Annotated in this window: 13 protein-coding genes and 9 pseudogenes; 6 read left to right on the top strand and 16 right to left on the bottom strand. The window is 69.5% G+C overall.

Features of this window, described 5'->3' with window-relative positions; genetic code table 11:
* Positions 1 to 2: 2 nt before the first annotated feature.
* Together PV963_RS03260 and PV963_RS03255 are read right to left on the bottom strand one after the other, a co-directional pair.
* Positions 3 to 1,618, bottom strand: a pseudogene (locus PV963_RS03260) (cation acetate symporter).
* Positions 1,615 to 2,010 carry a DUF485 domain-containing protein gene (locus tag PV963_RS03255; RefSeq protein ID WP_274814035.1) on the bottom strand — a complete coding sequence of 132 codons (396 nt, stop codon included), beginning with the start codon at positions 2,008 to 2,010 and terminating at the stop codon, positions 1,615 to 1,617. The pseudogene PV963_RS03260 and the gene PV963_RS03255 overlap by 4 nt, the downstream one beginning before the upstream one ends.
* Before the next feature lie 320 nt (positions 2,011 to 2,330).
* Between PV963_RS03255 and PV963_RS03250 the strand changes: the two genes are divergently transcribed.
* Positions 2,331 to 3,443: a catalase family protein gene (locus tag PV963_RS03250; protein WP_274814034.1), complete on the top strand. Its 1,113-nt coding sequence runs from the start codon at positions 2,331 to 2,333 to the stop codon at positions 3,441 to 3,443.
* 10 nt (positions 3,444 to 3,453) lie between these two features.
* Here the strand turns inward: PV963_RS03250 and PV963_RS03245 are convergent, their stop codons facing one another.
* From PV963_RS03245 to PV963_RS03235, 3 genes are all read right to left on the bottom strand, one after another.
* The gene (locus PV963_RS03245; RefSeq protein WP_274814033.1) at positions 3,454 to 3,786 is read right to left on the bottom strand and encodes a putative quinol monooxygenase; all 333 of its coding nucleotides are present in this window, start codon (positions 3,784 to 3,786) and stop codon (positions 3,454 to 3,456) included.
* Positions 3,787 to 3,915: 129 nt separating this feature from the next.
* Positions 3,916 to 4,968, bottom strand: coding sequence for an alcohol dehydrogenase catalytic domain-containing protein (locus PV963_RS03240; RefSeq protein WP_274814032.1), 1,053 nt, complete (start codon positions 4,966 to 4,968; stop codon positions 3,916 to 3,918).
* A 25-nt stretch (positions 4,969 to 4,993) separates the two neighbouring features.
* Positions 4,994 to 6,001, bottom strand: coding sequence for an NADP-dependent oxidoreductase (locus PV963_RS03235; protein WP_274814031.1), 1,008 nt, complete (start codon positions 5,999 to 6,001; stop codon positions 4,994 to 4,996).
* Positions 6,002 to 6,299: 298 nt separating this feature from the next.
* Between PV963_RS03235 and PV963_RS03230 the strand changes: the two are divergent.
* Together PV963_RS03230 and PV963_RS43905 are read left to right on the top strand one after the other, a co-directional pair.
* Positions 6,300 to 6,407, top strand: a pseudogene (locus PV963_RS03230) (pirin family protein); the annotation flags it as partial.
* Between the two features lie 538 nt (positions 6,408 to 6,945).
* Positions 6,946 to 9,413, top strand: a pseudogene (locus tag PV963_RS43905) (glycoside hydrolase family 95 protein).
* Between the two features lie 227 nt (positions 9,414 to 9,640).
* Here the strand turns inward: PV963_RS43905 and PV963_RS03220 are convergent.
* The 11 genes and pseudogenes from PV963_RS03220 to PV963_RS03175 form a co-directional block, all read right to left on the bottom strand.
* Positions 9,641 to 10,663, bottom strand: a complete 1,023-nt coding sequence (locus PV963_RS03220) for a LacI family DNA-binding transcriptional regulator (RefSeq protein WP_274814030.1) — start codon at positions 10,661 to 10,663, stop codon at positions 9,641 to 9,643.
* A gap of 77 nt (positions 10,664 to 10,740) precedes the next feature.
* Positions 10,741 to 10,878: pseudogene (locus PV963_RS03215) on the bottom strand (sugar ABC transporter ATP-binding protein); the annotation flags it as partial.
* 11 nt (positions 10,879 to 10,889) lie between these two features.
* Positions 10,890 to 10,992 (bottom strand): annotated as a pseudogene (locus tag PV963_RS43900) (ABC transporter permease); the annotation flags it as partial.
* Between the two features lie 74 nt (positions 10,993 to 11,066).
* Entirely contained in the window at positions 11,067 to 12,155 is a 1,089-nt protein-coding gene (locus tag PV963_RS03210) for a sensor histidine kinase (protein ID WP_274814029.1), read from the bottom strand.
* Positions 12,148 to 12,863, bottom strand: a pseudogene (locus PV963_RS03205) (response regulator transcription factor). The gene PV963_RS03210 and the pseudogene PV963_RS03205 overlap by 8 nt, the downstream one beginning before the upstream one ends.
* Before the next feature lie 68 nt (positions 12,864 to 12,931).
* Positions 12,932 to 13,264, bottom strand: a complete 333-nt coding sequence (locus tag PV963_RS43895; protein ID WP_425540868.1) for a VanZ family protein — start codon at positions 13,262 to 13,264, stop codon at positions 12,932 to 12,934.
* Positions 13,265 to 13,722: 458 nt separating this feature from the next.
* Positions 13,723 to 14,267: pseudogene (locus PV963_RS03195) on the bottom strand (response regulator transcription factor).
* Between the two features lie 139 nt (positions 14,268 to 14,406).
* The gene (locus tag PV963_RS03190) at positions 14,407 to 15,894 is read right to left on the bottom strand and encodes a sensor histidine kinase (protein ID WP_274814028.1); all 1,488 of its coding nucleotides are present in this window, start codon (positions 15,892 to 15,894) and stop codon (positions 14,407 to 14,409) included.
* A gap of 642 nt (positions 15,895 to 16,536) precedes the next feature.
* The gene (locus PV963_RS03185) at positions 16,537 to 17,991 is read right to left on the bottom strand and encodes a SulP family inorganic anion transporter (protein ID WP_274814027.1); all 1,455 of its coding nucleotides are present in this window, start codon (positions 17,989 to 17,991) and stop codon (positions 16,537 to 16,539) included.
* An 8-nt stretch (positions 17,992 to 17,999) separates the two neighbouring features.
* Positions 18,000 to 18,578 (bottom strand): carbonic anhydrase, encoded by a 579-nt coding sequence (locus PV963_RS03180; protein ID WP_274814026.1) that lies wholly within the window; start codon positions 18,576 to 18,578, stop codon positions 18,000 to 18,002.
* Positions 18,579 to 18,804: 226 nt separating this feature from the next.
* A pseudogene (locus tag PV963_RS03175) lies at positions 18,805 to 19,440 on the bottom strand (alkaline phosphatase PhoX); the annotation flags it as partial.
* Between the two features lie 320 nt (positions 19,441 to 19,760).
* On the opposite strand from PV963_RS03175, the pseudogene PV963_RS03170 reads away from it, so the two are divergent.
* The 3 genes and pseudogenes from PV963_RS03170 to PV963_RS03160 all read left to right on the top strand — a co-directional run bounded on the left by PV963_RS03170 (position 19,761) and on the right by PV963_RS03160 (position 23,167).
* Positions 19,761 to 21,474 (top strand): annotated as a pseudogene (locus tag PV963_RS03170) (PHP domain-containing protein).
* Positions 21,471 to 22,094, top strand: a complete 624-nt coding sequence (locus PV963_RS03165; RefSeq protein WP_274814025.1) for a hypothetical protein — start codon at positions 21,471 to 21,473, stop codon at positions 22,092 to 22,094. The pseudogene PV963_RS03170 and the gene PV963_RS03165 overlap by 4 nt, the downstream one beginning before the upstream one ends.
* Before the next feature lie 215 nt (positions 22,095 to 22,309).
* Positions 22,310 to 23,167: an SDR family NAD(P)-dependent oxidoreductase gene (locus tag PV963_RS03160; RefSeq protein WP_342456359.1), complete on the top strand. Its 858-nt coding sequence runs from the start codon at positions 22,310 to 22,312 to the stop codon at positions 23,165 to 23,167.
* The last annotated feature ends 4 nt before the right edge of the window (positions 23,168 to 23,171 follow it).

Below are 23,171 nucleotides of genomic sequence, written 5' to 3'. Positions count from 1 at the left end.
GGTCATTCGGCTGCGGCGAGAAGCCGTGCCTCGCTCTCCTCGTACAGGCGCCGCTGCTCACGGCTGTCGGCGGCACGGCGACGGTGGTCCAGACGGCTGCCCAGCCAGCCCGCGAGGTAGCCGAACGGGATGGAGACCAGCCCGGTGGACTGCATGGGGAACAGGTCGAAGTCGGCATTCGGGAAGACGGCGGACGGCGTGCCCGAAACGGCCTTGGAGAAGACCATGAGCAGCAACGCGCAGGCCGCGCCACCGTAGAGGGTGGCGAGCAGGCCGGTGCGCGTGAAGCCTCGCCAGAACAGGGAGTAGGTGAGCGCGGTGCCACCGCCGATGCCCCTATGCAGATGGCCAGAGTGGTCAGCACGCCGACGTCCCAGTTCTGCACCATGGTGGCGAGCCCGATGGCGACGATCCCCACGGCCACGCTCGTCCACGCCGCCACCGCCATCTCGGTACGGGGCTCGGCCCGTCCCCGCCGCACCGCATGGGCGAACAGGTCGTGGGCGAGTGACGAAGCCGCGGCCAGGGTCATCCCCGCGACCGACGACAGCAGGGTGATGAACACCATGCCTGCCACGGCCGAGTACAGGATCGTCGCGCCTGCGGAGCCGGGGGCCCCGCCGAGCACCTGGGACAGCATGAGCACCGATGTTCTGCCGTGCGGGTCGGCCGCGGTGATGTACTGCGATCCCACCAGGGCCGCCGCGCCCGTACCCATGATGATCACGAGCAGGCAGAACGTGGTGACCGTGCCGACCGCCCATGACATGGAGCGGCGGACGGCCGGTACGTCCTGCGCGGAGTACAGGCGCATCGTGATGTGCGGCAGGCAGGCCACGCCGAGGATGACGGTGATCTGGAGACTGACGAAGTCCAGCCGGCCACCGGTGGACGTGCCGAGTTGCAGGCCCTGCTGAAGGTAGGCGGGGCCCGCGCCGCTGCCGTGCTGGGCTGCCCTGAGGATGTCGCCGGGGCTCCAGTCGAAGCGGCTGAGCACGAGAGCGGCGACGACCATGCTGGTGCCGAGCAGGAGCACGATCTTGATCATCTGAATGAGCGCGGTGCCCCGCATACCGCCGATCGCCGCGTAGATGATCATCAGAGTGCCGACGATGACGATGCACGCCGTCCTGGCGCCCGCAGCGTACGGAATGTCCAGGATGAAGGTGAGCAGCGACCCGGCTCCGGAGAGCTGGACGACCAGGAAGGGCAGGGTCGCCGAGAGCGTCACCAGGCAGGCGGCGATACGCACGGCCCGTCCGGACATGTTGCGGGCCAGGACGTCGCCCATGGTGAACCTGCCGGCGTTGCGCAGGGGTTCGGCCAGCAGGAACATCAGCAGCACCAGGGACAGGGCGGTGCTGACCGCGAGGACGTAGCCGTCGTATCCGGAGAGCGCGATGATCCCGGTGGTGCTCAGCACCGTGGCGGCGGATATGTAGTCGCCCGCGATCGCCAGGCCGTTCTTGAGCGGGGTGAGCGACAGGTAGCCGGTGTAGAAGTTCGCCAGGTCGTCGCGGTCCGGTCCCGCCATGACGCACATCAGCAGCGTGACGGTGACCAGCGTGGTGAACAGAACCAGGACGAGGGCCTGCGCCCCGGAGCTGAAGTCGTTCATCTCGCCATCCCCGCGTTCCGGCCGGCCGGGACCGCCCGCTCCCGGACGGCGCGGGCCAACGGATCCACGGAGCGTTGTGCGCTGCGCCCGTACCAGAAGACCGCCGCGAAGGTGACGACGAGTTGGAGGATGCCCAAGGCCATGCCCAGGCTCAGCTCTCCGGTGACCTCGGATCCCATCAGACCGGGCGCGTAGCAGGACAGCACGACATACACCACGAAGGAGCCGAGCGCGGTGAGCGTGGAGATCCGGCGGAGCAGGCGGTAGGCCGAGCGGAGGGCGGTGAGGTCGGCGTCGTCTCGATGGGTCTCGTGCGCGTAGGGGGCGTCCCAGGGGCTTGCCGCCCGTACGAGTCGTAGCGCGCGGCGTCGTGCCCGTACGACTCCGGCCACGGGTTCTGTCCGTACGTCTCGTGTCGAGGGGGGATCCCATAGGACTGTGCTGAGGGTGGGTACCGGTTCTCGTCGGCGTATGTCATCGCCTGGCCTTCCACTACGGCTCGGATCCGTGCGGTGAACGGGAAAGAGTGCTTCAGGCGGCGCACCATACCGACTGGTTGGAATGGCTGTAAGTCTGCCGTTGGTCACATTTCGGAGTTGATGTGATCCCTGGGCGTGGAGGCATGGGATACATCACAGGCAGTTATATTGTGCGCAATTTAATTGCTGGCTAGCGTCTGGGGTCAGGAGCACCATCACAGGAAGGCAGCACCATGGATCCCGTCCGCTACGAGCATTACCGCCCCGTCGAACGTCCGACCTATCAGGAAGAGTTGGCCGCCGTGGTCGCGCAGGTGGCGCAGCGCACCGGCGCCTCGGTCGAGCGTGAGGACGTCGGCCGCGCCGTCCGCACCGCCCACGGAAAGACCTACGGCCTCCTCAAGGCCACCGTCACCGTCGGTGACAATCGCGGCTTCCACGGGCAGGGCATCTTCGCCCGGCCCACCGTGTACGACGCCGCCGTCCGCTACTCCAACGGTCTGGGCCACCAGCGTCCCGACCATCAGCTCGGCGCGGCGTGCGGGATGGGCGTCAAGCTGTTCGGGGTCCCCGGCCCCTCATTGCTGGCCGACGAACCCGACACCGGTACCTTCGACCTCAACCTGATCAACAACGATGTCTTCTTCGCGAACACCGCCTACGACTACATGGTCATCGAGGACCTGTTCGCGGAGCTGCCCGAGGCCCTGGTGAACCCCGCCCGCCGCAAGACCTGGATGGCGGAGTTCCTGACCCGCCGGGGCACGCTCACCGACCCGGACGGCTGGCTGTGGGACGAACTGTTCGCCATGCTCTCGTTCACCACCGTCCCGCGCAGGAACCTGCTGTCGTACACCTACAACAGCATGGGTGCCTTCCGGTACGGCGACCACATCGCCAAGATCCGCACCGTGCCGACGGCCGAGTCCCTGGCCGCTCTCACCCACCAGATCGTGGACGTGCGCGCGGACAACGAGGCGTTTCGCCGCACCCTGGTCGCCGAGGCCGCGGAACGGGACCACTCCTTCGAGCTCCAAGTGCAGCTGAACACCGATCTGGCTCGTATGCCGGTGGACAACACCTCCGTGAAGTGGTCCGAAGAGTTGTCCCCCTGGGTGACCGTCGCCCGTGTGGACCTCCCGCGTCAGGACATCGGCGGGGACGACAACGTGACGGCCGCCGACGCCACGTCGATCACACCGTGGCGCTCACGAGAGGAGCACCGGCCCATCGGCGAGATCCAGCGAGTGCGGCACGAGGTCTACCGGCGCTCGTCCATCGAGCGGCACCGCATCAATGGACAGCAGCGGCGCGAACCGGTCAGCAGCGCGCACCTGCTCGGCTGAGCCGGCCCTGCTATCCCTGCTCGTGAACGGCCATCTCGCCCAGGAGCGACCAGTCGTCCTGCGGAACGTTCGCGTTCACGATGCGGGGTGTCTCGATCAGATGGGGCGGCAAGGTCTGCTGCGCAGCCCTGAAGTGCGCCGACTGCACATGAGCAGCGGCTGCTTCGTCATCGCGGAAGGCCTCGACCAGGACGTACTCCGTGGTGTCCGTCAGGCTTCGCGACCAGTCGAACCAGAGGCAGCCGGGCTCTCGGCGCGTGGCTTCGGTGAAGTCGGCGGTGATGTCCGGCCACCGGTCGGCATGCTCGGGACGGACTCGGAACTTGGCGGTGATGAAGATCATCAGCCTTCCTGTCTCCTCGTGATGCGTGGTGACAAGACCGTACGACGTCAGCCGCGCACGGGCAGTTCACCCGCGCCAGGAAGTGCCCTGTATGAGAGGGAAGCCATGTCTTCCCTCTCATGAACAGGATCAGCGGGTGGGATCGAGGAGGATCTTGCGGACGCCGTCGGAGCGGTCGGCGAATAGTTCGTACGCCGCCGGACCTTCGGAGAGGGCGAAGCGGTGGGAGACGACCATCTCCGGCTTGAGCCGGCCGGCATGGGTGAGGGCGATCAGGGGCGGGAGTTCGTGGTGCACCGAGCACAGCCCGATGGCGAACTCCAGTTCCTTGACCTGCGTCAGCCCCATGTGGAAAGGGAACGCCTTGCTCTGGCTGACCCCGATGACGCTGACCCGGCCGGCTTGCCGGACGGCCTTGAGGGCGAGCTCGATGGTGGCGTCCGAGCCCACGGCCTCCACCACGGCGTCCGGCCCGCGTCCGCCTGTCATGTCCCGAATGGCCGTCCGCGCGTCCTCGCCCTCGACCGGCTCGACACCCAGGGTGGCGGCGAAAGCGCGGCGTTCCGCGACCAGGTCCGCGCCCAGCACCCGCGCGGCGCCCATCGCGAAGGCGCCCTGGGCGGCCATGAGGCCGACCGGGCCGAGGCCGATGACCAGGACCGTCTCACCGGGCTGGATGCGGGCACGGCGGCAGCCGTACCAGGCCGTGGGGGCGTTGTCCGTCAGGACGACTGCGGCTTCGTCGGAGATGTCCTCGGGCAGGTGCACCAGATTGACATCGGCGTACGGCACCGCGAGGGCCTGGGCCTGGCTGCCCTGAAGCTGCGGGCTCACCCCGTAGCAGAGCTCCGTGCTGGACTTGGCGCGCTCGCACCGGGCGGTGAATCCGGCCGCGCATGACCGGCACCGGGCACAGCCGACCGAGGCGGGCACCAGAACCCGGTCGCCGGGCTTGAAGCCGGTGACCTGGTCGCCGGTGTCGGCCACCACACCGACGCACTCGTGTCCTGGTGTGTAGCCCAGGTCCGGGCTGAACGGGTTGCCGTGGTAGATGTGCAGGTCGCTGCCGCAGATGCCGGCCGTGGTGACCTGGATGACCGCATCGGTGGGGTTGGTGACGGCAGGCTCGGGGACGTCCCCGTAGCGGATGTCGTGACGTCCGTGGTAGCTCAGTGCTTTCACCGGATTCCTCCCTCCCTCTGCCCGGTCAGTCCGCGATCTTCAGCACCAGCTTGCCGTGGTTCTCGCCACGGAAGAGCCGCATCAAGGTTTCGGGGAACGCGGCCACGCCGCCGGACACCACGTCCTCCAGCGACTTCAGCCGGCCCTCTGCCCGCCATGCGGCCAGTTGCGCGATGCCCTCGGCGTACCGGTCGGCGTAGTCGAACACCACCATGCCCGTCATGGAGGCGCGGTTCACCAGCAGCGACAGGTAATTGCCGGGGCCTTGCGGGTTGGTGCTGTTGTACTGGGAGATCGCGCCGCAGACGACGATGCGGGCACCGCGCGCCAGCCGCAGCAGCACGGCGTCCAGAACGTCACCGCCGACGTTGTCGAAGTACACGTCGACGCCGTCGGGAGCGTGTTCGCGCAGCGCCTTGCGAACGTCCTCCTTCTGGTAGTCGATCGCGGCGTCGAAGCCGAACTCGTCGACCACCAGCCGGCACTTGGACTCGCCGCCGGCGATGCCGATGACCCGGCAGCCCAGGATCTTGGCGATCTGCCCGACGACACTGCCGACCGCCCCCGCCGCTCCGGAGACGACGACGGTCTGACCGGGCTCGGGTCGCCCGATGTCGATCAGGCCGAAGTAGGCCGTCAGGCCCGACATGCCGAGAGCGCCGAGATAAGTCGGCAAAGGGGCGGCCTCCGGGTCGACCTTGGTCACGTCGCGGCCGTCCGACACGCAGTACTCCTGCACGCCGAACGAGCCCGACACATGGTCGCCGACCACGAACCCGGAATGCCGGGAGGCGATCACCCTTCCCACCGCGCCGGCGCGCATCACCTCGCCGATCTCCACGGGACGGATGTAGGACCGGCCCGCGTTCATCCAGCCGCGCATCGCCGGGTCGATCGACAGGCAGAGCACCTGCACCAGGAATTCCCCGTCGCCCGGCTGCCCGGTCCGCTCCTCGACGTGCTCCCAGTCGGTGGGCCGCGGCTCGCCCACGGGACGTGCGGCCAGACGCACCTGGTGGTTGATTCTGCTCATCTCCGGCTCCTTCGACGGTCGCGTGGGATCGGCGGTCAGCGCGGCTGTGCAGGCCGCCGTCGTCGCGTACCGACGCATCCACCTGACATACCGGCCAGTCGGTACGAGCGGTGAGCGTACGGTGCCGTCCCCTTGGAGGCAAGGGGGACCCGGTGCGGCGTACGGCGCGAGCGCGCGGCCCGGGGTGTGGCAGCAAATGGCGTGTCGGTGCGCGTGCTGTGGCCGACCTCCGCGCTCCCGCTGTCAACTGCGGATCGCCCTCGCGCGCGTGAGCTCGTCGACCGGGGGACCCCGCGCCTGGATGGAAGGGGCGAGATTCGGAGTGGTGAAGGGGTACGACGGCGACCCGCTGCCTGCCCCCGAGCTGCCGCCGACGCCTCTCAAGCCGCGAGGAAGGGTTCGCTGACCTGCGTAGATGGATGAGTGACGGTGACGGGTGCGCGAGTCGGCCGGCGGCAGGCGCCACGGCCGCCCGCGATGCCTGTCCGCGGCCGGCTTTCCCTCGCCAGGGCTGACGGTGGAGCCCGACATGCGGCTCAAGCGTGCGACCTCCTCCGCGAAGTGACACGATCCGGACGCGGAGGTCATCGGCACCTGCGGCCCGCATCCATTTCGGCACGTTGGTGACCGCGCTGCGTCGCGAGGGCGCCGACCCACGGAGGCGGGGCCGGGACCGCCGGGAACGTATCCGGGCCGTCTCACTGGCTTGGCGGATTCATCGGAGGCGCCCAGGGGCCTCCTTTGTCCGCCGCCGCACCCCTTGGCTCCGGCACCGGTGCGGGATCCGCTCCTCCGCGACCGCCAAGCTCCGTCCGAGTCCCTTGGGGTGCCCCGCAGCCGCGGAGGACCCGCCCACCCTCGAAGCGGTCCCAGTACGGGCGGAAACTTTCGGATATGGCCCCTGGGGTCGACAGCAGACATCCGATGACTCGACGCTTTGAGGCATGGATCGCAGACTTTTCCTCGCCCTGTCCACCACAGCCGGAGCGAGCGCTGCGGCTCTCATGCCGTCCGGCGGCGCGTATGCCGCTGGAGGAGCCGACGCCCACCGGACGCCGTCACAGGACGCCGCGGCGGCCGGCCCGCGCCCGGGTGAGTTCGTGCTCTGGTATCCCCGGCCGGCCTCCGAGTGGCTCGAGGCACTGCCCGTCGGCAACGGGCGGCTCGGCGCCATGGTCTTCGGCGGTACGGATACCGAATTACTCCAGCTCAACGAGGACACGGTGTGGGCAGGTGGTCCCTATGAGCCGGCGAACCCCAAGGCTCTGGCCGCCCTTCCCGAGATCCGACGGCGCGTCTTCGCCGGAGAGTGGAGCGCCGCCCAGTCCCTCATCGATTCGGACTTTCTCGGCATCCCCAAGGGTGAGTTGATGTACCAGCCGGTCGGCAACCTGCGGCTGGTCTTCACCGCCGAGGGCGAGGCAGAGGACTATCGGCGAACGCTCGACCTTGACTCGGCGGTCACCTCCGTCCGGTACCGGCGGAACGGGGTGACGTATCGCCGTGAGACCTTCGCCAGCCATCCGGACCAGGTGATCGTCGTTCGGCTGACGGCCGATGTCCCGGGGTCCCTTTCCTTCACGGCCGCCTTGGACAGCCCCAGACCGTAACCGCGTCATCGCCCGACCGGATCACCATCACGATCGACGGAACGACGCAAACCCGTGAGGGCATCAAGGGACAGGTACGGTTCCGGGCCCTGACCCGCGCCCACGCCGAGGGCGGGACCGTCACCAGCGACAACGGGACCCTCGAAATCACCGGAGCCGACGCCGTCACCCTGCTGATCTCGATCGGCACCAGCTACACCAACCACCAGGACCCGACGGGCGACCACATCGCCAGGGCCACCACCGCGCTCAACGCCGCGTCGGGCGTCCCGTATGCCCGGCTGCTGAGACGCCACGTCGCCGATTACCAGAAGCTGTTCCGGCGGGTGGAGCTCGACTTCGGCAGGACAGATGCCGCGACGCTGCCCACCGACGAACGCGTGACGAGATTCGCCACCGCCGCCGACCCTCACCTGGTGGCCCTGCACTTCCAGTACGGACGCTATCTGCTGATCTCCTCGTCGCGGCCCGGCACCCAGCCCGCCAACCTCCAGGGCATCTGGAACGACTCGCTCAGTCCGCCCTGGGACTCCAAGTACACGATCAACATCAACACAGAGATGAACTACTGGCCCGCACCCGTCACCAACCTCATGGAGTGCTGGGAACCGGTCTTCGACATGCTCGGGGACCTGGCCGATGCCGGTGCGAGAACCGCCGAGGTGCAATACGGAGCCGGCGGCTGGGTCACCCATCACAACACCGACGCCTGGCGCGGCACAGCCCCGGTGGACGGCGCGTTCTGGGGCATGTGGCAAACCGGGGGAGCCTGGCTGTCGACCAGCATCTGGGAGCACTACCTCTTCACCGGCGACAAGCAGGCGCTGCGTCGCCGATATCCGGTACTGCGCGGCGCGGTGCGGTTCTTCCTCGACACCCTGGTCACCGATCCGGGAACCGGGCACCTCGTCACCTGCCCCGCGGTTTCCCCGGAGAACGCCCACCACCCGGACGTGTCCGTGTGCGCCGGTCCGACCATGGACAACCAGATCCTGCGCGACCTCTTCGACGGATTCGTCAAGGCATCACAGTTGCTCGACGAGGACCGTGCCATGCGGAACGCGGTCCGGGCCGCACGCGGGAAGCTGCCGCCCATGAAAGTCGGTGCCCAGGGGCAGTTGCAGGAGTGGTCGGAGGACTGGGACGCCACCGCGCCCGAGCAGGAGCATCGGCACGTCTCCCACCTGTACGGTCTGCACCCCAGCAACCAGATCACCAAACGGGACACCCCCGACCTGTTCGCAGCGGCCCTCAGGACGCTGGAGCAGCGCGGTGACGCGGGTACCGGGTGGTCGCTCGCCTGGAAGATCAACTTCTGGGCGCGGCTGGAGGACGGCGCACGCTCCTACAAGCTGCTGGCCGATCTGCTCACGCCCGAGCGCACCGCGCCGAACCTCTTCGATCTGCATCCGCCGTTCCAGATCGACGGCAACTTCGGGGCGACGGCGGGGGTTGCGGAGTGGTTGCTGCAGTCCCATACGGGTGAGCTGCATCTGCTGCCCGCGCTGCCTCCGGCGTTGGCGAACGGACGGGTGCGCGGTCTGCTCGCGCGCGGCGGCTTCGAGGTGGATCTGGAGTGGCGCGAGGGTGCGTTGGTGGGTGGTGAATTGCGTTCCCGCTCGGGCAACCGGGTGCTCGTGCGGTCTGCGACCCGGTTGAAGGTGACCGCGCACGGGCGCCCCGTCCGGGTACGGCACCCGGAGCCGGGAGTGCTCGAATTCGACACACGGGCCGAGGCGAGGTACCGCCTGACGGCCATTGGTTCGCCCACTTCTCAATCGAAGCCGAAGCGACCGAGCTGATCGGCGCCGCACCGTAGGGCCGCAACGAGTTCCGGATGACCGAACGCAAGGGCCACCGCACGGGGTTGCTGCTCAGCGTGCGACCGGCGGCTCGGAGGTGCCTGAACTCGACCACATCGCTGACCTGGGGAAGTACGAGCTGCGCTCCGCCGCTCGAAGTCATGGAGGATGAACGGCCCGTCGGCGATCCGCAGCGAGTAGAGCTCGGCAGCGAGGCTGCAAGCCGCCTACGGCTTGGGCGCCCGTTGCTCCCCCGAGCCCCGGACGATCAGCCGGGTGGGGACGGTGATGGTGCGCGCCCGGGAGCGGTCGCCGTCGAGACGGGCCAGGGCGGTGGCCGCGGCGCTGCGGCCGAGTTCTTCGGGGTCCTGCGCGACGACGGTCAGGGCCGGTTCGAGTGCCTCGGCGAGTGAGACGTCGTCGAAGGCGACGACTGCCATGTCCTTGCGCTTGCTGCGCGCGAGTTCGGCGACGATGCCGAGTGCCATGATGTTGTTTCCGGCGAACAGGGCGGTGGGGGGATCGGCCAGTTCGAGGAGTTGGGCGGTCGCGGCCTCGGCGCCCGGCTGGTCGTGGGCGTTGGCGACGAGCGAGCGGTCGTAGGGGAGGTCGGCTTCTTGCAGGGCCGCGCGGTATCCGGCGAGGCGTTCGCGGCGGGTGTACAGCTTGACGGGCAGGTCGCCGACGAATCCGATGCGGCGGTGCCCGTGGGCGATGAGGTGGGCGACGCCTTCTTTGGCCCCGGCACGGTTGGAGCTGACGATGCTGTCCGTGGGCAGGCCGACTCCCGGGCGGTCGAGGAAGACGACGGGCAGCCCCGCCGTGCGGTGGGACTTGAGGTGGGAGTGGTCGGCGCCGACGGACGGCACGACGATGAGGATGCTGACGCGACGGGCGAGGAACTTGTCCGTCAGGGCGCGTTCGCGGTCGGGATCGTCCGCGGACGATCCCATGAGCAGGGTCAGTCCGCGTTCGCGGACCGTGTCCTCGATGGCGCGGGCCACGACTCCGAAGAACAGGTTGCCGAGGTCGGGGATGACCAGTCCGATGGTGGTGTCCGGACCGCCGACGCGCATGTTGCGTGCCATGAGGTTCGGCTGGAAGCCCAGCTTGGCCACCGCGGCGAGTACCTGTTCCCGCGTCTGCGCCGAGACGGGACCGTCCTCGTTGAGGACGCGCGAGACTGTCTTGGCGCTGACGCCGACTTCTCGTGCGACATCGGCAAGGGTGGGGCGGCGGCTCGCTGCCATGGAGGAAACCGTCTCCTGAGTGCTCTCGGGCTCCGGCCGCGGCCTCGGCCGGAACATGAGAGAGCGGGGTTGAGCTGTCAAGTGGCCTGGACTCCGGCGGCTTTCGCTGCCGCGGAATCCGCTACGACAGTATCTCCGGCCTCGTCGACGCTGAACGCGCCGGTCATGATGGCGACGACCTCCGCCATGGAGTAGTCCTAGGGCTTGATCACGGCAGTGGTGGTGGTCATCGGACCTTCTTCCGGGAGATCTGGTCCACGGTCACCGCGAGGATCACCAGGACACCGGTGATGGGGGTCTGGTGGATGGGCGACGCCCATCAGCTGAAGACAGCTCGCTACATCAAGGTCGTCAATACCGGCAGTGTTGCCGGTAGCCGGTGGTCAGTCGCAGAATTCAACGTCTACAACTGACCTCGGGTGTCGGGAAGCCGGACCGTGACGAGGAGACCGCCGGCGGGGCGGGGGACGAGGTCGAGGGTTCCGTCGTGGGCGCGGACGATGCTGTGCACGATGGCCAGGCCGAGGCCGACGCCCACGTGCTCGTCGGTGCGAACGCGTTCCGTTCCGCGCTGGAAGGGTTCGGTGAGGGTCGGTACCAGTTCCGGTGGGAGCGGATGACCCGTGTTCTCGACCCGCAGCACGCTCGCGTCGCCGTGCGCTTCGGTGTGGACCGTCACGGTGCCGCCGGCGGGGAGGTTGTGCACGATGGCGTTCTGGACGAGGTTCGTCACCATCCGCAGCAGGAGCTCCGCGGAGCCGCTTGCCGGGGCCGCCCCGCCGGTGACGTCGAGCGTGATGCGGCGCTGTTCGGCGAGGGGAAGCAGCGTTTCGGCGGCCTCTTCGGCGACGAGGGAGAGGTCGACGCTCTCGCGGGTGAAGTTCCCGCGGCCGCTGCGGCTGAGTAGCAGGAGGGCATCGGTGAGGTCGATCGCCCGCGTATTGACAGCCTGCAGGCGGTCGAAGAGTTGGTCTTGGTCCCGCGTGGGGTCCTTGCGGGCGACGTCGAGCAGCGTCTGCGAGATGGCCAGCGGGGTGCGCAGTTCGTGGGAGGCGTTCGCGGCGAACCTCTGCTGCTCGGCGACGTGGGACTCGAGTTGTTCGAGCATGGTGTCGAACGCGTCGGACAGTTCACGGAATTCGTCCTGGCGGCCCTTCATGCGGATCCGGTGGGACAGCGAGCCGTTCCCGGCCATCCGTGCCGCGGCCGTGATCTTTGTGAGTGGTGCGAGCATCCGGCCGGCGAGGATCCATCCTCCGACGAGGCCGGACACGAGCAGGAGGACCATCGCCACGGCCGCGGCGGGGGCGAAGGTGCGCACGAGGAGGTAGCGGTTGGGCGAGATCCCGAGCAGCCCCTGGGAGTTGTCGGGTACGTAGCGCAGCAGGAACCCCCACACCACGGCCAGCAGGAGAGCGCTGGCGACTGCGAGGAACCCGGCGTAGCTGAGGGTGAGTTTGAGTCGGGCGCTGAGCCCTGGGCGTCTATGCATGCCTGCTGTCAGGCTCGGTGGTGTCCCTGCCGGGGGAGTTGGTGTCCAGAGCGGTGTCGATGCGGTAGCCGACCCCGGCACCGTGGCGATGATCCATGGCTCGCCGAGCCGTTTGCGCAGTGCGGAGACGGTGATGCGCACGGCGTTGGTGAGAGGGTCTGCGTTCTCGTCCCAGGCCCGTTCCAGCAGCTCTTCCGCGCTGACGACGCCGCCCTCGGCGGCGACCAGGACTTCCAGCACTGCGAATTGTTTGCGGGTGAGCGCGACGTAGCGTCCGTCGCGGAAGACCTCCCGGCGGAAGGGGTCGAGCCGCAGGCCCGCGATCTCGCGGACCGGGGGCCGGGCGTAGGCGCGTCTGCGGTCGAGCGCCCTCAGCCGCAGGACGAGCTCCCGCAGCTCGAACGGTTTGGTGAGGTAGTCGTCGGCGCCGAGCTCGAACCCGGAAGCCTTGTCGTCGATCCGGTCGGCAGCGGTGAGCATGAGGATCGGGATGCCGCTGCCGGAGGCGACGATGCGCCGCGCGACCTCGTCGCCGGAAGGGCCGGGGATGTCGCGGTCGAGGACCGCGAGGTCGTAGGAGTGGACGCTGAGCAGTTCCAGGGCGGAGTCGCCGTCGCCCGCGATGTCGGCGGCGATCGCCTCCAGCCGCAGACCGTCACGGACGGCTTCGGCCAGGTAGGGCTCGTCCTCCACGATCAGTACGCGCATGCCTGAAGCCTAAGGAGCACAACATATCGCCGACGTATGCAAAGACGTGCGCACACCAGACACGCGACTCAGCCTGCCGGTGCCAGCGTGGGGCGAGGCTGGTCCGAGGCCGCTTGCGCCGTGGTACGCCACCAGCGGCGCGACGCCAGCGCGGCCAGCACGGCGCCGGCGGCGTTGACCAGTACGTCGTCCACGGAGGACACCCGGTCCAGCCGCAGGACGTACTGCGCGGTCTCGACCAGGACCGAGCAGCCCGCTCCGAGGGCCAGGATCCGCGGCACGGACGCCAGCGCCGCGAACCGCATCGGGCCGAAGAACCCCAGCGCCGCGAAGATCAGCAGGTTGCCGACGATCCCGAGCGGCCCCATCGTGACCAGGTCCCGCAGCGGCACCAGGCTCACCCGGGCGGGCGGTGCCGGCCGCGGCGCCCGGCATCATGGTCAGCCATATGAGCGGCACCGTCCCGTGGACCATCCCACCTCGGCCAGCGACAGCCGCCACGCCGATGTGACGCCGGCGGCGCGCCGCCGGCGCGCCAGAGCCCACGCCGCCAGCGCGGCGGGCGGCAGCGCGACCAACGTCATGAGCACCACACCATTGAATGTGTCGAAGCAGCCGTCCCACCGCCCGCCATGCACACCGGAGCGGACATCATGAGCGGTCGCCGCACGACGAACACGGCGCTCGCCACGCCGAGGATCGCCAGGCTGAGAAGCACGATCCTGCGCGTGCGGCGGGCCGTGCTGACAGGGACGCGTTTGTGGTTCATGCCCCCATTGCAGACGCAGGGCCGTTGCGGTGGCGTATGCGGATTTCCATACGCCCGCAATACACGAAGAATCCCAACTGCCTTGCTCGGTCAGGCGAGTTGGTCGTCCTCCAGGCGGTAGCCCTGCCCTCGCACCGTCGTGATCCTCGACGCGCCCAGCTTGCGGCGGAGGTAGCGGACGTACACGTCGACGATGTTGGAGCCCTCCGATGCCTCGTACCCCCAGACGTCGCAGAGCAGGTCCTCCCGGCTGAGCACGCTGCCGGCATTGCGCATGAGGTGTTCCAGCAGTGCTGCCTCCCGGGCGCTGAGCCGGCTGATCCGGCCGTCGACATAGGCCTGGCGGGTGCGCGTCTCCAGGGCGATTCCGGCGCGGCGCAGGACGGAGCTGTCGGTCTCGCGCAGGCGCAGGTGCAGGCGGACCCGGGCGAGGAGTTCGTCGAAGCTGAAGGGTTTGGTCATGTAGTCGTCGGCGCCGCCCTCCAGGCCGTGCACCGTGTCGGCGACGGTGTCCCGGGCCGTGAGGATGATGACCGGGAGGGCACTGGACGCCGCGCGGAGTCGGGTGACGACGGTGAAGCCGTCCTCGCCGGGCAGTCCTATGTCAGGACCATCAGGTCGTAACCGCCGGACATGGCCGCGCGCCTGGCCGTCTCCCCGTCGGTGACGACGGTGGTGCGGAAGCCGTGGGCGGTGAAGCGTTCGGAGAGGTAGGAGGCTATGTGGGCCTCGTCCTCGGCGATGAGGAGGTGCGGCGGGGCTGTCTGCTCTGGGTCATGGTTGGCGGGGGCCGCCGTTCAGGGCGTGCGTGACGTACGGGATGCGCAGGGTGAAGGTCGCCCCCGGCCCGGAGCGCTGGCCACCCGGACCTCGCCGTGGTGCGCCTCGGCTATGGCCTTGACGATGGCGAGCCGAGGCCCGCCCGGCTGAGCCGCGGCTCTCCTCGGCGCGGACGAAGCGCTCGAAGATGCGTTGCTGATCCGCGAGGCGGATGCCGGGGCCGGTGTCCTTGACCCACAGTTCGACTCCGTCGGCTCCGGCTCGGCCGCCGATCCAGATACGGGCGTGCTCCTCGGTGTGCTGAGCGGCGTTCTGGGCCAGTTGGACCATGGCCTGGGTGAGGAGCTGGCGGTCGGCGTGCAGGTTGTCGCGGTGCGGGTTGTCCACGAAGTCGAGGAGCCAGCGGCGTTCGGCCAGTGCGGCGGCCTTCACGTAGACTTCTTCGATCAGTTCGCCGAGGCTGAGGTCCTCGGGGCGCAGGGCGTCCGGGCGGCGGGCCTTGGCCAGCATGAGGAGTTCCTCCGACATGCGGTGCATGCGGTGCAGTTCACCGGTGACGATCGCGACGGTCTGGGCGCGCTCCACCGGGTCGTCGGGGAGGGTCTCCAACTGACTGAGCACGATGGTGATGGGGGTGCGCAGTTCGTGGCCCACGTCGTTCATGAACTGGCGCTTGGTGGAGAAGGCGTCGTCCAGGCGGGCCAGCATGTCGTTGAAGGTGCCCGCCAGTTGGCCGATCTCGTCCCTGTCCTGGATGTGGATGCGGCGGGTGATGTCCGACTCGTGGATCGAGCGGGCGGTGTCCCGCAGGACCCGAAGCGGCGCGACGATACGGCTGGCGAAGATCCAGCCGACGCAGGCGGAGAGCAGCATGGCACCGAGGCCGAGATAGATCTGGGTGCGTATCGACTCGTTGATGTGGTCGCGTTCCTGCTGGGTGAAGGTGGCGATTACGAGGACGCCCCGAGCGGAGTCGCCCGCCACCGCGACGGGCACGGCCACGAACCGCACGGATCCCGCCGGGCTCTGCGCGTCCCCGTAGGAAGGTGAGCGGACCGCGGCGGCCCTGCTCATCAGCGCACGGTCGGTGTCCAGGCGGGCCGGCGGCTCCTCGGCCGAGCGGCGGTACGGATCTCCGTCGACCAGGGTGATCAGGGTCTGGCCGTGCTCCGGTATGTAACCCTCCAGGTAGGAGACGAAGAGTGCGCGGACTCCGCCGGGATCCGGCCCCGAACTGCCCGTGGTCCCGGTCGCGAAGGAGCGGAACGCCTGGAGGTCGTGGGCGAGTTCGCGGTCGACGCGTTCGTTCAGGCGAGCGGTGAAGATGATCGATTCCGCGCCGGTGAGGCTCGCCAGGGTCAGTCCGACGAGCACCAGCATCCGTCCGAGCAGGCGCACGCGGATCGACCGGAGCGGGTGGCGGCCGGACATGCCGATGGCCTGCTTCGGCGGTGCGGGCTCAGCCGTCCTCACCGTTGTCATCGTCATCTCCGTCGTCAGTTGCGTCGCCGGACGCGGACGCACCCGGGGTACCTGAAGCGGCCGTCGCCTCGGGCGCCGTATCGTCATCAGCCGCCCTCCCCGCTGGCACGGGGGCCTTCGGCGGCACCGGCTGGGCCTCGTCCGTCGGGTCGGGGTCCGCGGCGTCCGGCTGCTCCGCACCGGTGCGGACGGGGGCGACGGCATCCTCGCCGGCGTACTCGTCCGGGGTCCGTGTCGTCGCACCGGGGGAGGGTGAACGGGGAGTCGGGGTTCGCTCCGTCGCCCGGCTGTCCGGAGGCGGTCCGGAACTGCTCGTGGGCCCGGGGCCGGTGGGGCCGACGAAAACGGGCTTGCCGAGATCGGGAGGTGGCGCCTGCCGGACACCGGCGACGGGGATTCCGACGATAAGAATCGCGCCGGCCGCGAGAGCGGCGAGACGCTGGCTGCGGGTCACGCGGGTACGACCTCCTCGGTGTCCTGATGCAAGGGCCGTCCGGCATCGGACCCGGCCTGAAGAGCTACCTGCGGAGCTGGGCGACGGCCTGGTGGGCGCATGACCTGCTCTTGAACTTTGTGTGTGGGCGATACGGCGACCGCGTGCGCGGGGGCGGCGTCCCGTGCGGCGCCGCCCCCGCGCCCCGTTCAGGCGGCCGTGATGACCTTGGTCTCCGCGGTACCGGCCGTACCGTGTCGCTCCGCCCAATTCTCCAGTGCCGTACGGCAGGCGTGGTCGAGGTGGTGCACCCGGGACAGGTTCAGCTCGACGGGGCGGTCCTGCTCGATCGCCTCCAGGGCGTCGAGGATCTTCGGCAGCCGCAGGAAGGTCGCGTTGCCGCTCAGGTGGGCCTGCACCGCGCCCGCGCCCTTGTCGACGATCTCCAGCTTGACGTGGGACGCCTCCCAGGCCGTCTTGACCACGGCGAGCGCGAGGCCGATCAATACGCCCTCGAACATGCTGATCGCGACGATCGACACCGCGGTGACGACGAGGATCACGGCCTCGCCGCGGTGCCCGCGCCACAGGGCGACGATCCCCTCCACCGGGATCAGCTTGAAACCCGAGTAGACCAGGACGGCCGCGAGCGCCGGGATGGGGATGACGCCCAGCGCGGCCGGGAGCAGGGCGGCGAACAGCAGCAGCCAGGCACCGTGCATGACCCGGGAGGCCTTGGTCCGGGCGCCCGCCTGGACGTTGGCCGCGCTGCGCACGATCACCGCGGTCATCGGCAGCGCGCCGAGCAGGCCGCAGACCGTGTTGCCGACTCCCTGGGCCATCAGCTCCTTGTCGTAGTCGGTACGCGGCCCGTCGTGCAGCCGGTCCACGGCCGCCGCGCTGAACAGGCTCTCCGCCGAGGCGATCAGCGTGAACGCCAGGACCGTGGTCACCACCCCGACATCCGCCAGACCGGCGAAAACGGAGGGCGCGGGCGGCTGGATCACCGAGACCAGCCCTTCCACGGTCACCTTGGTGACGGGAAGGGCGAAGGCCAGCGAGGCGACGGTGGCGAGCGCGACGGCCGCGAGCGGGCCGGGCACGAGGCGCACCTTCTTCGGCAGCCTCGGCCACAGCAGCAGGACGGCGATGGTGCCCGCGCCCAGCAGCAGGGACGCCACGGCCGAGGCGGAGTGCAACGAGTCGACGAGCATCTGCGGGAGCCCGGCGATCTTGTCGATGCCGGAGGACGGAGCCTTGCTGTGCGTCATCGCGTACAGCTGGCCGGCGATGAGCACCAGGCCGATTCCGGCGAGCATGCCCTCGACCACGGCGACGGAGATGGCCCGGAACCAGCGCCCCCAGCGCAGCGCCCCCATGCCGAGCTGCAACAGGCCCGTGGCCAGCACGATCACACCGAGCGTGGCGAGTCCATGCTGGTGGACGGCCTCGAAGACCAGCACGGTCAGACCGGCGGCCGGCCCGGACACCTGGAGGCTGCTGCCCGGCAGCAGGCCCGTGACGAGTCCGCCGACGATGCCGGTGACGATGCCGAGTTCGGCCGGTACGCCGGAGGCGACGGCCACACCGACGCACAGCGGCAGGGCGACCAGGAACACGACGACGGAGGCGGCGAAGTCCTGCTTGAGACAAGCGGTGTTCATCGGATGCCTCACAGCGTCTCGAAGGAGTCGGACTCGGCCCGGTACGCCAGCACGCCGCCGGTGTGGACCTCGTAGAACCACGCGTGGACCCGCAGCCGCTCGTCCCGGAGGCGGTTCTCGACGCACGGGTACGACATCAGCCGGAGCACCTGCCCCAGCACGTGGTGCTGGACCGCCTCGGCGACGAGCGGGTCGTCCGGCGCGCCGGACGGCTGCCGGGCGGCGTGGCCGAGCCAGTCACGCACCGCCGGTACGGCGGACAGGTCGTCACCGCGTACCAGCGCGCCGACCGCGCCGCAGTGGGAGTGCCCGCAGACCACGATGTCGCGGACACCGAGCACCTCGACGGCGTACTCGATCGTCGCGGCCTCGGAGGTGGGACCCGCGTCGTACGGCGGAACGATGTTCCCCGCCGTGCGCAGCTCGAAGAGCTCACCGGGGCGGGCACCGGTGATGAGCGACGGGACGACGCGTGAGTCGGAGCAGGTGATGAAGAGGGCGAACGGCGACTGCCCTGCGGCCAGTTCGCCCAGTTCGGCGCCGCGGGAGCGGGAGAAGGTGCGTGCGTGTGCGATGAGGGTTTGCATGTCAGCTTCCTCGGTAGGGGAGGTGGCACTGGCAAGGGGTCGGCAGCGACGCGCCGTTGAACCACTGCCGTCGAACCGGTCGAGCCGTGGGGGCGGGATCGGGGGAGGGGGAACCGCGGAACTATTCGTCGCCCGACCACGGGCCGGTGATGGCGAGGAGGATGCCGGGGTCCTGGATGTTGGCGAACAGCGTCTTGCAGCGTCTTGCCGTCCGCGGCGAAGGTTCGTCGCCCCAACACATGCCCTCGAGCTTGCGGGAGCGGGTGATCTCACCGGCCAGGGACTGTGCGCGCACTGAAGTGGTACGGGCGTCCCGGTCGGGCACCTTCACCCAGTCCACGCGGTACGCGGTCCCGGCCTTCGTCGCTCGGGAGAGAGTGTCGACGTACTGCCCCGTGGCGTCGAAACACTTCAACGCCACGACCGCCTCGTGGGCGTAGCGGCCGAGGCACTTGATCGGCTTGGGGCCGAGGTTGGCCGCGCTGCCGTGCGCGGGGTCGACCTCGAAGACATAGCCGTGGTCCTTGGTCATGCCGCCCACGCCGGCCTTGTCCTCGGTCTCCTCGCAGGTGAGCCAGGTGCCCCACGGGGTGACGCCACCGGCACAGTTGGTGGAGGTGCCGGCGATGCCGACCCACTCACGCACGGAGCCGTCGGTCACCTCGATGACCGCGCAGCCGCCGGCCGCCGCCGGGTCGTAGACCAGGCCGTCGATGTGCGGTACGGGGGCGTCGGCGTCGTCAGGGGTCGTCGATCTCGTGGTTTTCACCAGCAGAGTGATCGCGTCCTCGTCATCGTCGTCGCGCCGGCCGTGAAGGCGCCCGTGCCGTCGGTTGCTCGGAGTGGTCTGGTCGGACTCCAGCAATTCCCTGCGGTTCATCGGCATCTCGTCTCCCGAGCGGAGTGGTGAACGGAATTCGGCCACTCGGTGGAGGCCGACGCTCCCATGCTGGCCAGCCAGGACGAACCTCAGCGGAAGCCAGGGAGAAGACATGAATGTGCGGTTCTCATGTTTCTCATCCATGGGGGGGCGGCCGGCGCCGCCGGACCCGGTGCCGTCTGGCTGCACATCCGGCGTTCTTCGCCTCAGCATCACCTCGACTCCCGCTGTTCACCGGGGCTTTTCACACTCTGCACGTCCGTTCCAAGCGCCTACGCGTCTGCCCTTCGCGGGAGTTGAACATGAGCCACGGCCACAGACACGACCACGGCCACCACCATCACCACGCCAGCGAGGACGCCTCGTCTCTGCCTCCGGCTCTCGACACGTCCGTCCCGGACGAGGAGTTGACGCCGAGCCAGCTGTCGCGGCGGTCCATGCTGCGGCGCACCGGCCTTCTCGGAGCGGGGCTTGCGACGGGCAGCGTGCTCGGTGGCGCGGGGGAGGCAGCCGCGTCGACCGGCCAGATGCCCGCAGCGCACGGCTCGCATTCCGGCGGGTACCTGTGGCTGGCCGGCGACCACCACATCCACACCCAGTACAGCAACGACGGCAAGTACCCGCGTCGTCGACCAGGTCCGCCATGGCGCCCGGTACGGCATGGACTGGCTGGTGATCACCGACCACGGCAACGCCACCCACTCCAGGATCGGCGTGGAGAAGGTCAACCCGGACATCCGCGAGGCCCGAGCAGCGTACGAGGACACCCTCGTCTTCCAGGGCCTGGAGTGGAACATCCCGGGCGCCGAGCACGGCACGGTCTTCGTACACCCCGGCATGAACGAGGTCTCCGTCCTCAAGCAGTTCGAGACCGACTACGACGGCAGCGTCAAGGACGCCGGCGCCTCGACGCCCGCCAACGAGGCGCTCGCCATCGCGGGCCTGAACTTCCTCGCCGAGCAAATCCAGCGCCGAAAGGTCAAGGACGCGCTGATGCTCGCCAACCACCCGGCGCGGCGCGGTGTCGACTCCCCGCACGAGATACGGGCCTGGCGCGACGCCACCGACCCGAAGCACCGGATCGCCGTCGGCATGGAGGGCGCGCCCGGCCACCAGGCCGCGGGCATCCCCGCGCCGCTCGGGATGGGCCGGGCCCGCGGCATCTACGACAACAACCCCAGCGCCAACTCCTTCGCCGGCTACCCGCTGGAGAGTTACCGCACATGGGGCGGCTTCGACTGGATGACCTCCACCGTCGGCGGCCTGTGGGACAGCCTCCTGGCCGAGGGCAAACCGTGGTGGATCACCGCCAACTCCGACTCGCACCAGGTCTACGCCGACACCGCGGTGCGCGGCGGCCCGGACAGCGACTACACCGCGGGCGGCAAGCACACCGACCCGGTCTACAGCGGCAAGATCGACCTCACCCAGGGCGATTACTGGCCGGGCTACTACAGCCGTACCCACGTCGGCGCGGCCTCCTTCTCGTACAAGGCGGTCATGGACGGCATCCGCGCCGGCCGAGTCTGGGTGGACCACGGCGGCCTCATCAGCGGCCTGGGCGCCCAGCTGCGCTCCGGCAGCCGCGCGGTCACCCTGGGCGGTGCGCTGCACGTGCGCCGCGGCAGCAACGTCGATCTCGTCGTCGAGATCAGCCTCGCCAACGGGCCCAACTGGGCGCAGTTCGTGCCCACCTTGGCCCGCGTGGACGTCATCCAGGGCGACGTGACGGGCCCCGTGTCCGACAAGGACGCTTTCACTACGCCGGACACGAAGGTCGTCAAGTCCTTCGAGGTGAACAAGTCCACCGGCACCGTCCGCATGACGTACTCCCTGGGCCGCGTGGAAAAGCCGGTGTACGTGCGGCTGCGCGGCACCGACGGCAACCGCACCGCCGTCGGCCCGATGGGCGCCGCGGTCGACCCGGCCGGGCCTGCCCTCGACGTCGTCGGCGACGCCGACCCGTGGAAGGACCTGTGGTTCTACTCCAACCCCATGTGGGTCCTGCCGGCATGACCGCACCGCACGATGTGCCCGGCATCCACACCGTCATCGGCCTGGACGCCGGGATCGCGAACCTGCGCGACGCCGACCACCTGATCCACCATCTGATGGGCAGCCTCGGCCTCCCGTCGGGCACGATCGCCTGCACCCACCTGATCCGCACCGACGCACACAGGGGCACGGCCGTTTCCCTCGCCCTGCCCGACACCGACGTGGCCGAGGTGACGTGGGCACGCCTCGCCGAACTGGCGGGGCCGACGGTGAGCGCGGTCCTGGGGGAGCGCGAGTACGGCCCCCACCAAGCCGCCCGCACGGCAGCACTGGCCGCCACGGAGCACGCCCGCCGACAGGGCGGACGGGCCGTGGTCTATCCCGGCGCCGACCGCCTCACCGGCATCGTCACCGTGACCGACGTGCTCGGCCTGACCGCCATCGACCGGATCACCGTGGTCGGGCAGCCGTCGACGGACGGCCAGGGACCCGATCCCGCGACCCCCGTGCTCACCCGAGACCACGTACGACCCGAGTGGCGAGACGGTCAGCTCACCCTCGCCCTGGTCCCCGCCCCCGGTGGCGCACTCGCACCGTTCGAAGTGCCCAACCCCACACCCTGCTGCGCCGATCACGCCTGACGCCCTTCCCCTGCCGGGCACCCGGCAGGGGAGGAGGCCTGAGGTCTGGCTGCGGCCGGCTTTCTCCCCCTGAGCCGCGACTGTCTCCAAGAGCGCCTGATCATCGCGAGGCCCAGGGCAGTCCTCGTGCGTGTCTCGGCAGCCGTCACGACGGCGTGTCCCCGCGCTGTACGGCTCGCAGCGAATGGGCGGACGCGCGTCCGGTGAGCTTGCGCATGGAAACCGATCGGTTTACGATGAGGGGAAACCGATCAGTTTCCAAGAGTCAGGAATCCATGATGCCGACGAACAGGCCGGTGGCACTCGTGACGGGTGCGTCATCCGGCATCGGGAAGGAAACCGCGCTCGCGCTGGTCGCAGCGGGTTTCGACGTGGCCGGTACAAGCCGCGACACCTCACGCGTCAGCCCGCTCGACGGTGTGTCGTTCCTCGACCTCGACGTGGCCAGTGATGCCTCGGTCACCACCGCGGTCCAGCAGGTGATCGAGCGGTTCGGGCGGATCGACGTCCTCGTCAACAACGCCGGCGTCGGCTCGATGGGAGCGGCCGAGGAAACCTCCGTCGCGCAGGCCCAGGGCGTCTTCGACACCAACGTCTTCGGGGTCATGCGCATGGTGAACGAGGTCCTGCCGCACATGCGCGCCCAGGGACGCGGGCGCATCATCAACATCTCGTCCGTGCTCGGGTTCCTGCCCCAGCCCTACATGGCCGTCTACGCCGCCTCCAAGCATGCGATCGAGGGCTACACCGAGTCCTGGACCACGAGGTCCGAGAGCACGGCGTCCGGGCGCTCATCGTCCAACCGCCTACACCAGGACCGGATTCGAGGCCAACAGTGCGAAACCCGACACGCCCCTGCAGGTCTACGCGCAGCAGCGGCAGACCGCCGACCGCGTGATGGCCGAGGCGATCAGGGACGGCGACGCCCCACCGTCGTCGCCAAGGCGATCGTCGCGGCGGCCACCGACGCGAGGCCGAAGCTGCGCTACACCGCCGGCCCCATGGCCGGACGCGCGAGCACACTGCGCGAGTCGCTCCCGCCCGGGCCTTCGACAAGCAGATCCGCAAGATGAACCG

Origin of the sequence: Streptomyces coeruleorubidus, from assembly GCF_028885415.1 — a bacterium.
GTDB classification, from domain to species: Bacteria; Actinomycetota; Actinomycetes; order Streptomycetales; family Streptomycetaceae; genus Streptomyces; species Streptomyces coeruleorubidus_A.
Note: the sequence above shows the minus strand (reverse complement) of the source record. Positions and strands in the feature narration are given on the sequence as shown.

What these genes read in the sequence shown, in the direction of transcription:
- PV963_RS03165 (WP_274814025.1), top strand. Translation starts at nt 21,471, where the DNA reads ATGACCGCACCGCACGATGTGCCCGGCATCCACACCGTCATCGGCCTG.
- PV963_RS03180 (WP_274814026.1), bottom strand. Translation starts at nt 18,578, where the DNA reads ATGCAAACCCTCATCGCACACGCACGCACCTTCTCCCGCTCCCGCGGC.
- PV963_RS03250 (WP_274814034.1), top strand. Translation starts at nt 2,331, where the DNA reads ATGGATCCCGTCCGCTACGAGCATTACCGCCCCGTCGAACGTCCGACC.
- PV963_RS03245 (WP_274814033.1), bottom strand. Translation starts at nt 3,786, where the DNA reads ATGATCTTCATCACCGCCAAGTTCCGAGTCCGTCCCGAGCATGCCGAC.
- PV963_RS03220 (WP_274814030.1), bottom strand. Translation starts at nt 10,663, where the DNA reads ATGGCAGCGAGCCGCCGCCCCACCCTTGCCGATGTCGCACGAGAAGTC.
- PV963_RS03190 (WP_274814028.1), bottom strand. Translation starts at nt 15,894, where the DNA reads ATGACAACGGTGAGGACGGCTGAGCCCGCACCGCCGAAGCAGGCCATC.
- PV963_RS03235 (WP_274814031.1), bottom strand. Translation starts at nt 6,001, where the DNA reads ATGAGCAGAATCAACCACCAGGTGCGTCTGGCCGCACGTCCCGTGGGC.
- PV963_RS03160 (WP_342456359.1), top strand. Translation starts at nt 22,310, where the DNA reads ATGGAAACCGATCGGTTTACGATGAGGGGAAACCGATCAGTTTCCAAG.
- PV963_RS03210 (WP_274814029.1), bottom strand. Translation starts at nt 12,155, where the DNA reads ATGCATAGACGCCCAGGGCTCAGCGCCCGACTCAAACTCACCCTCAGC.
- PV963_RS03185 (WP_274814027.1), bottom strand. Translation starts at nt 17,991, where the DNA reads ATGAACACCGCTTGTCTCAAGCAGGACTTCGCCGCCTCCGTCGTCGTG.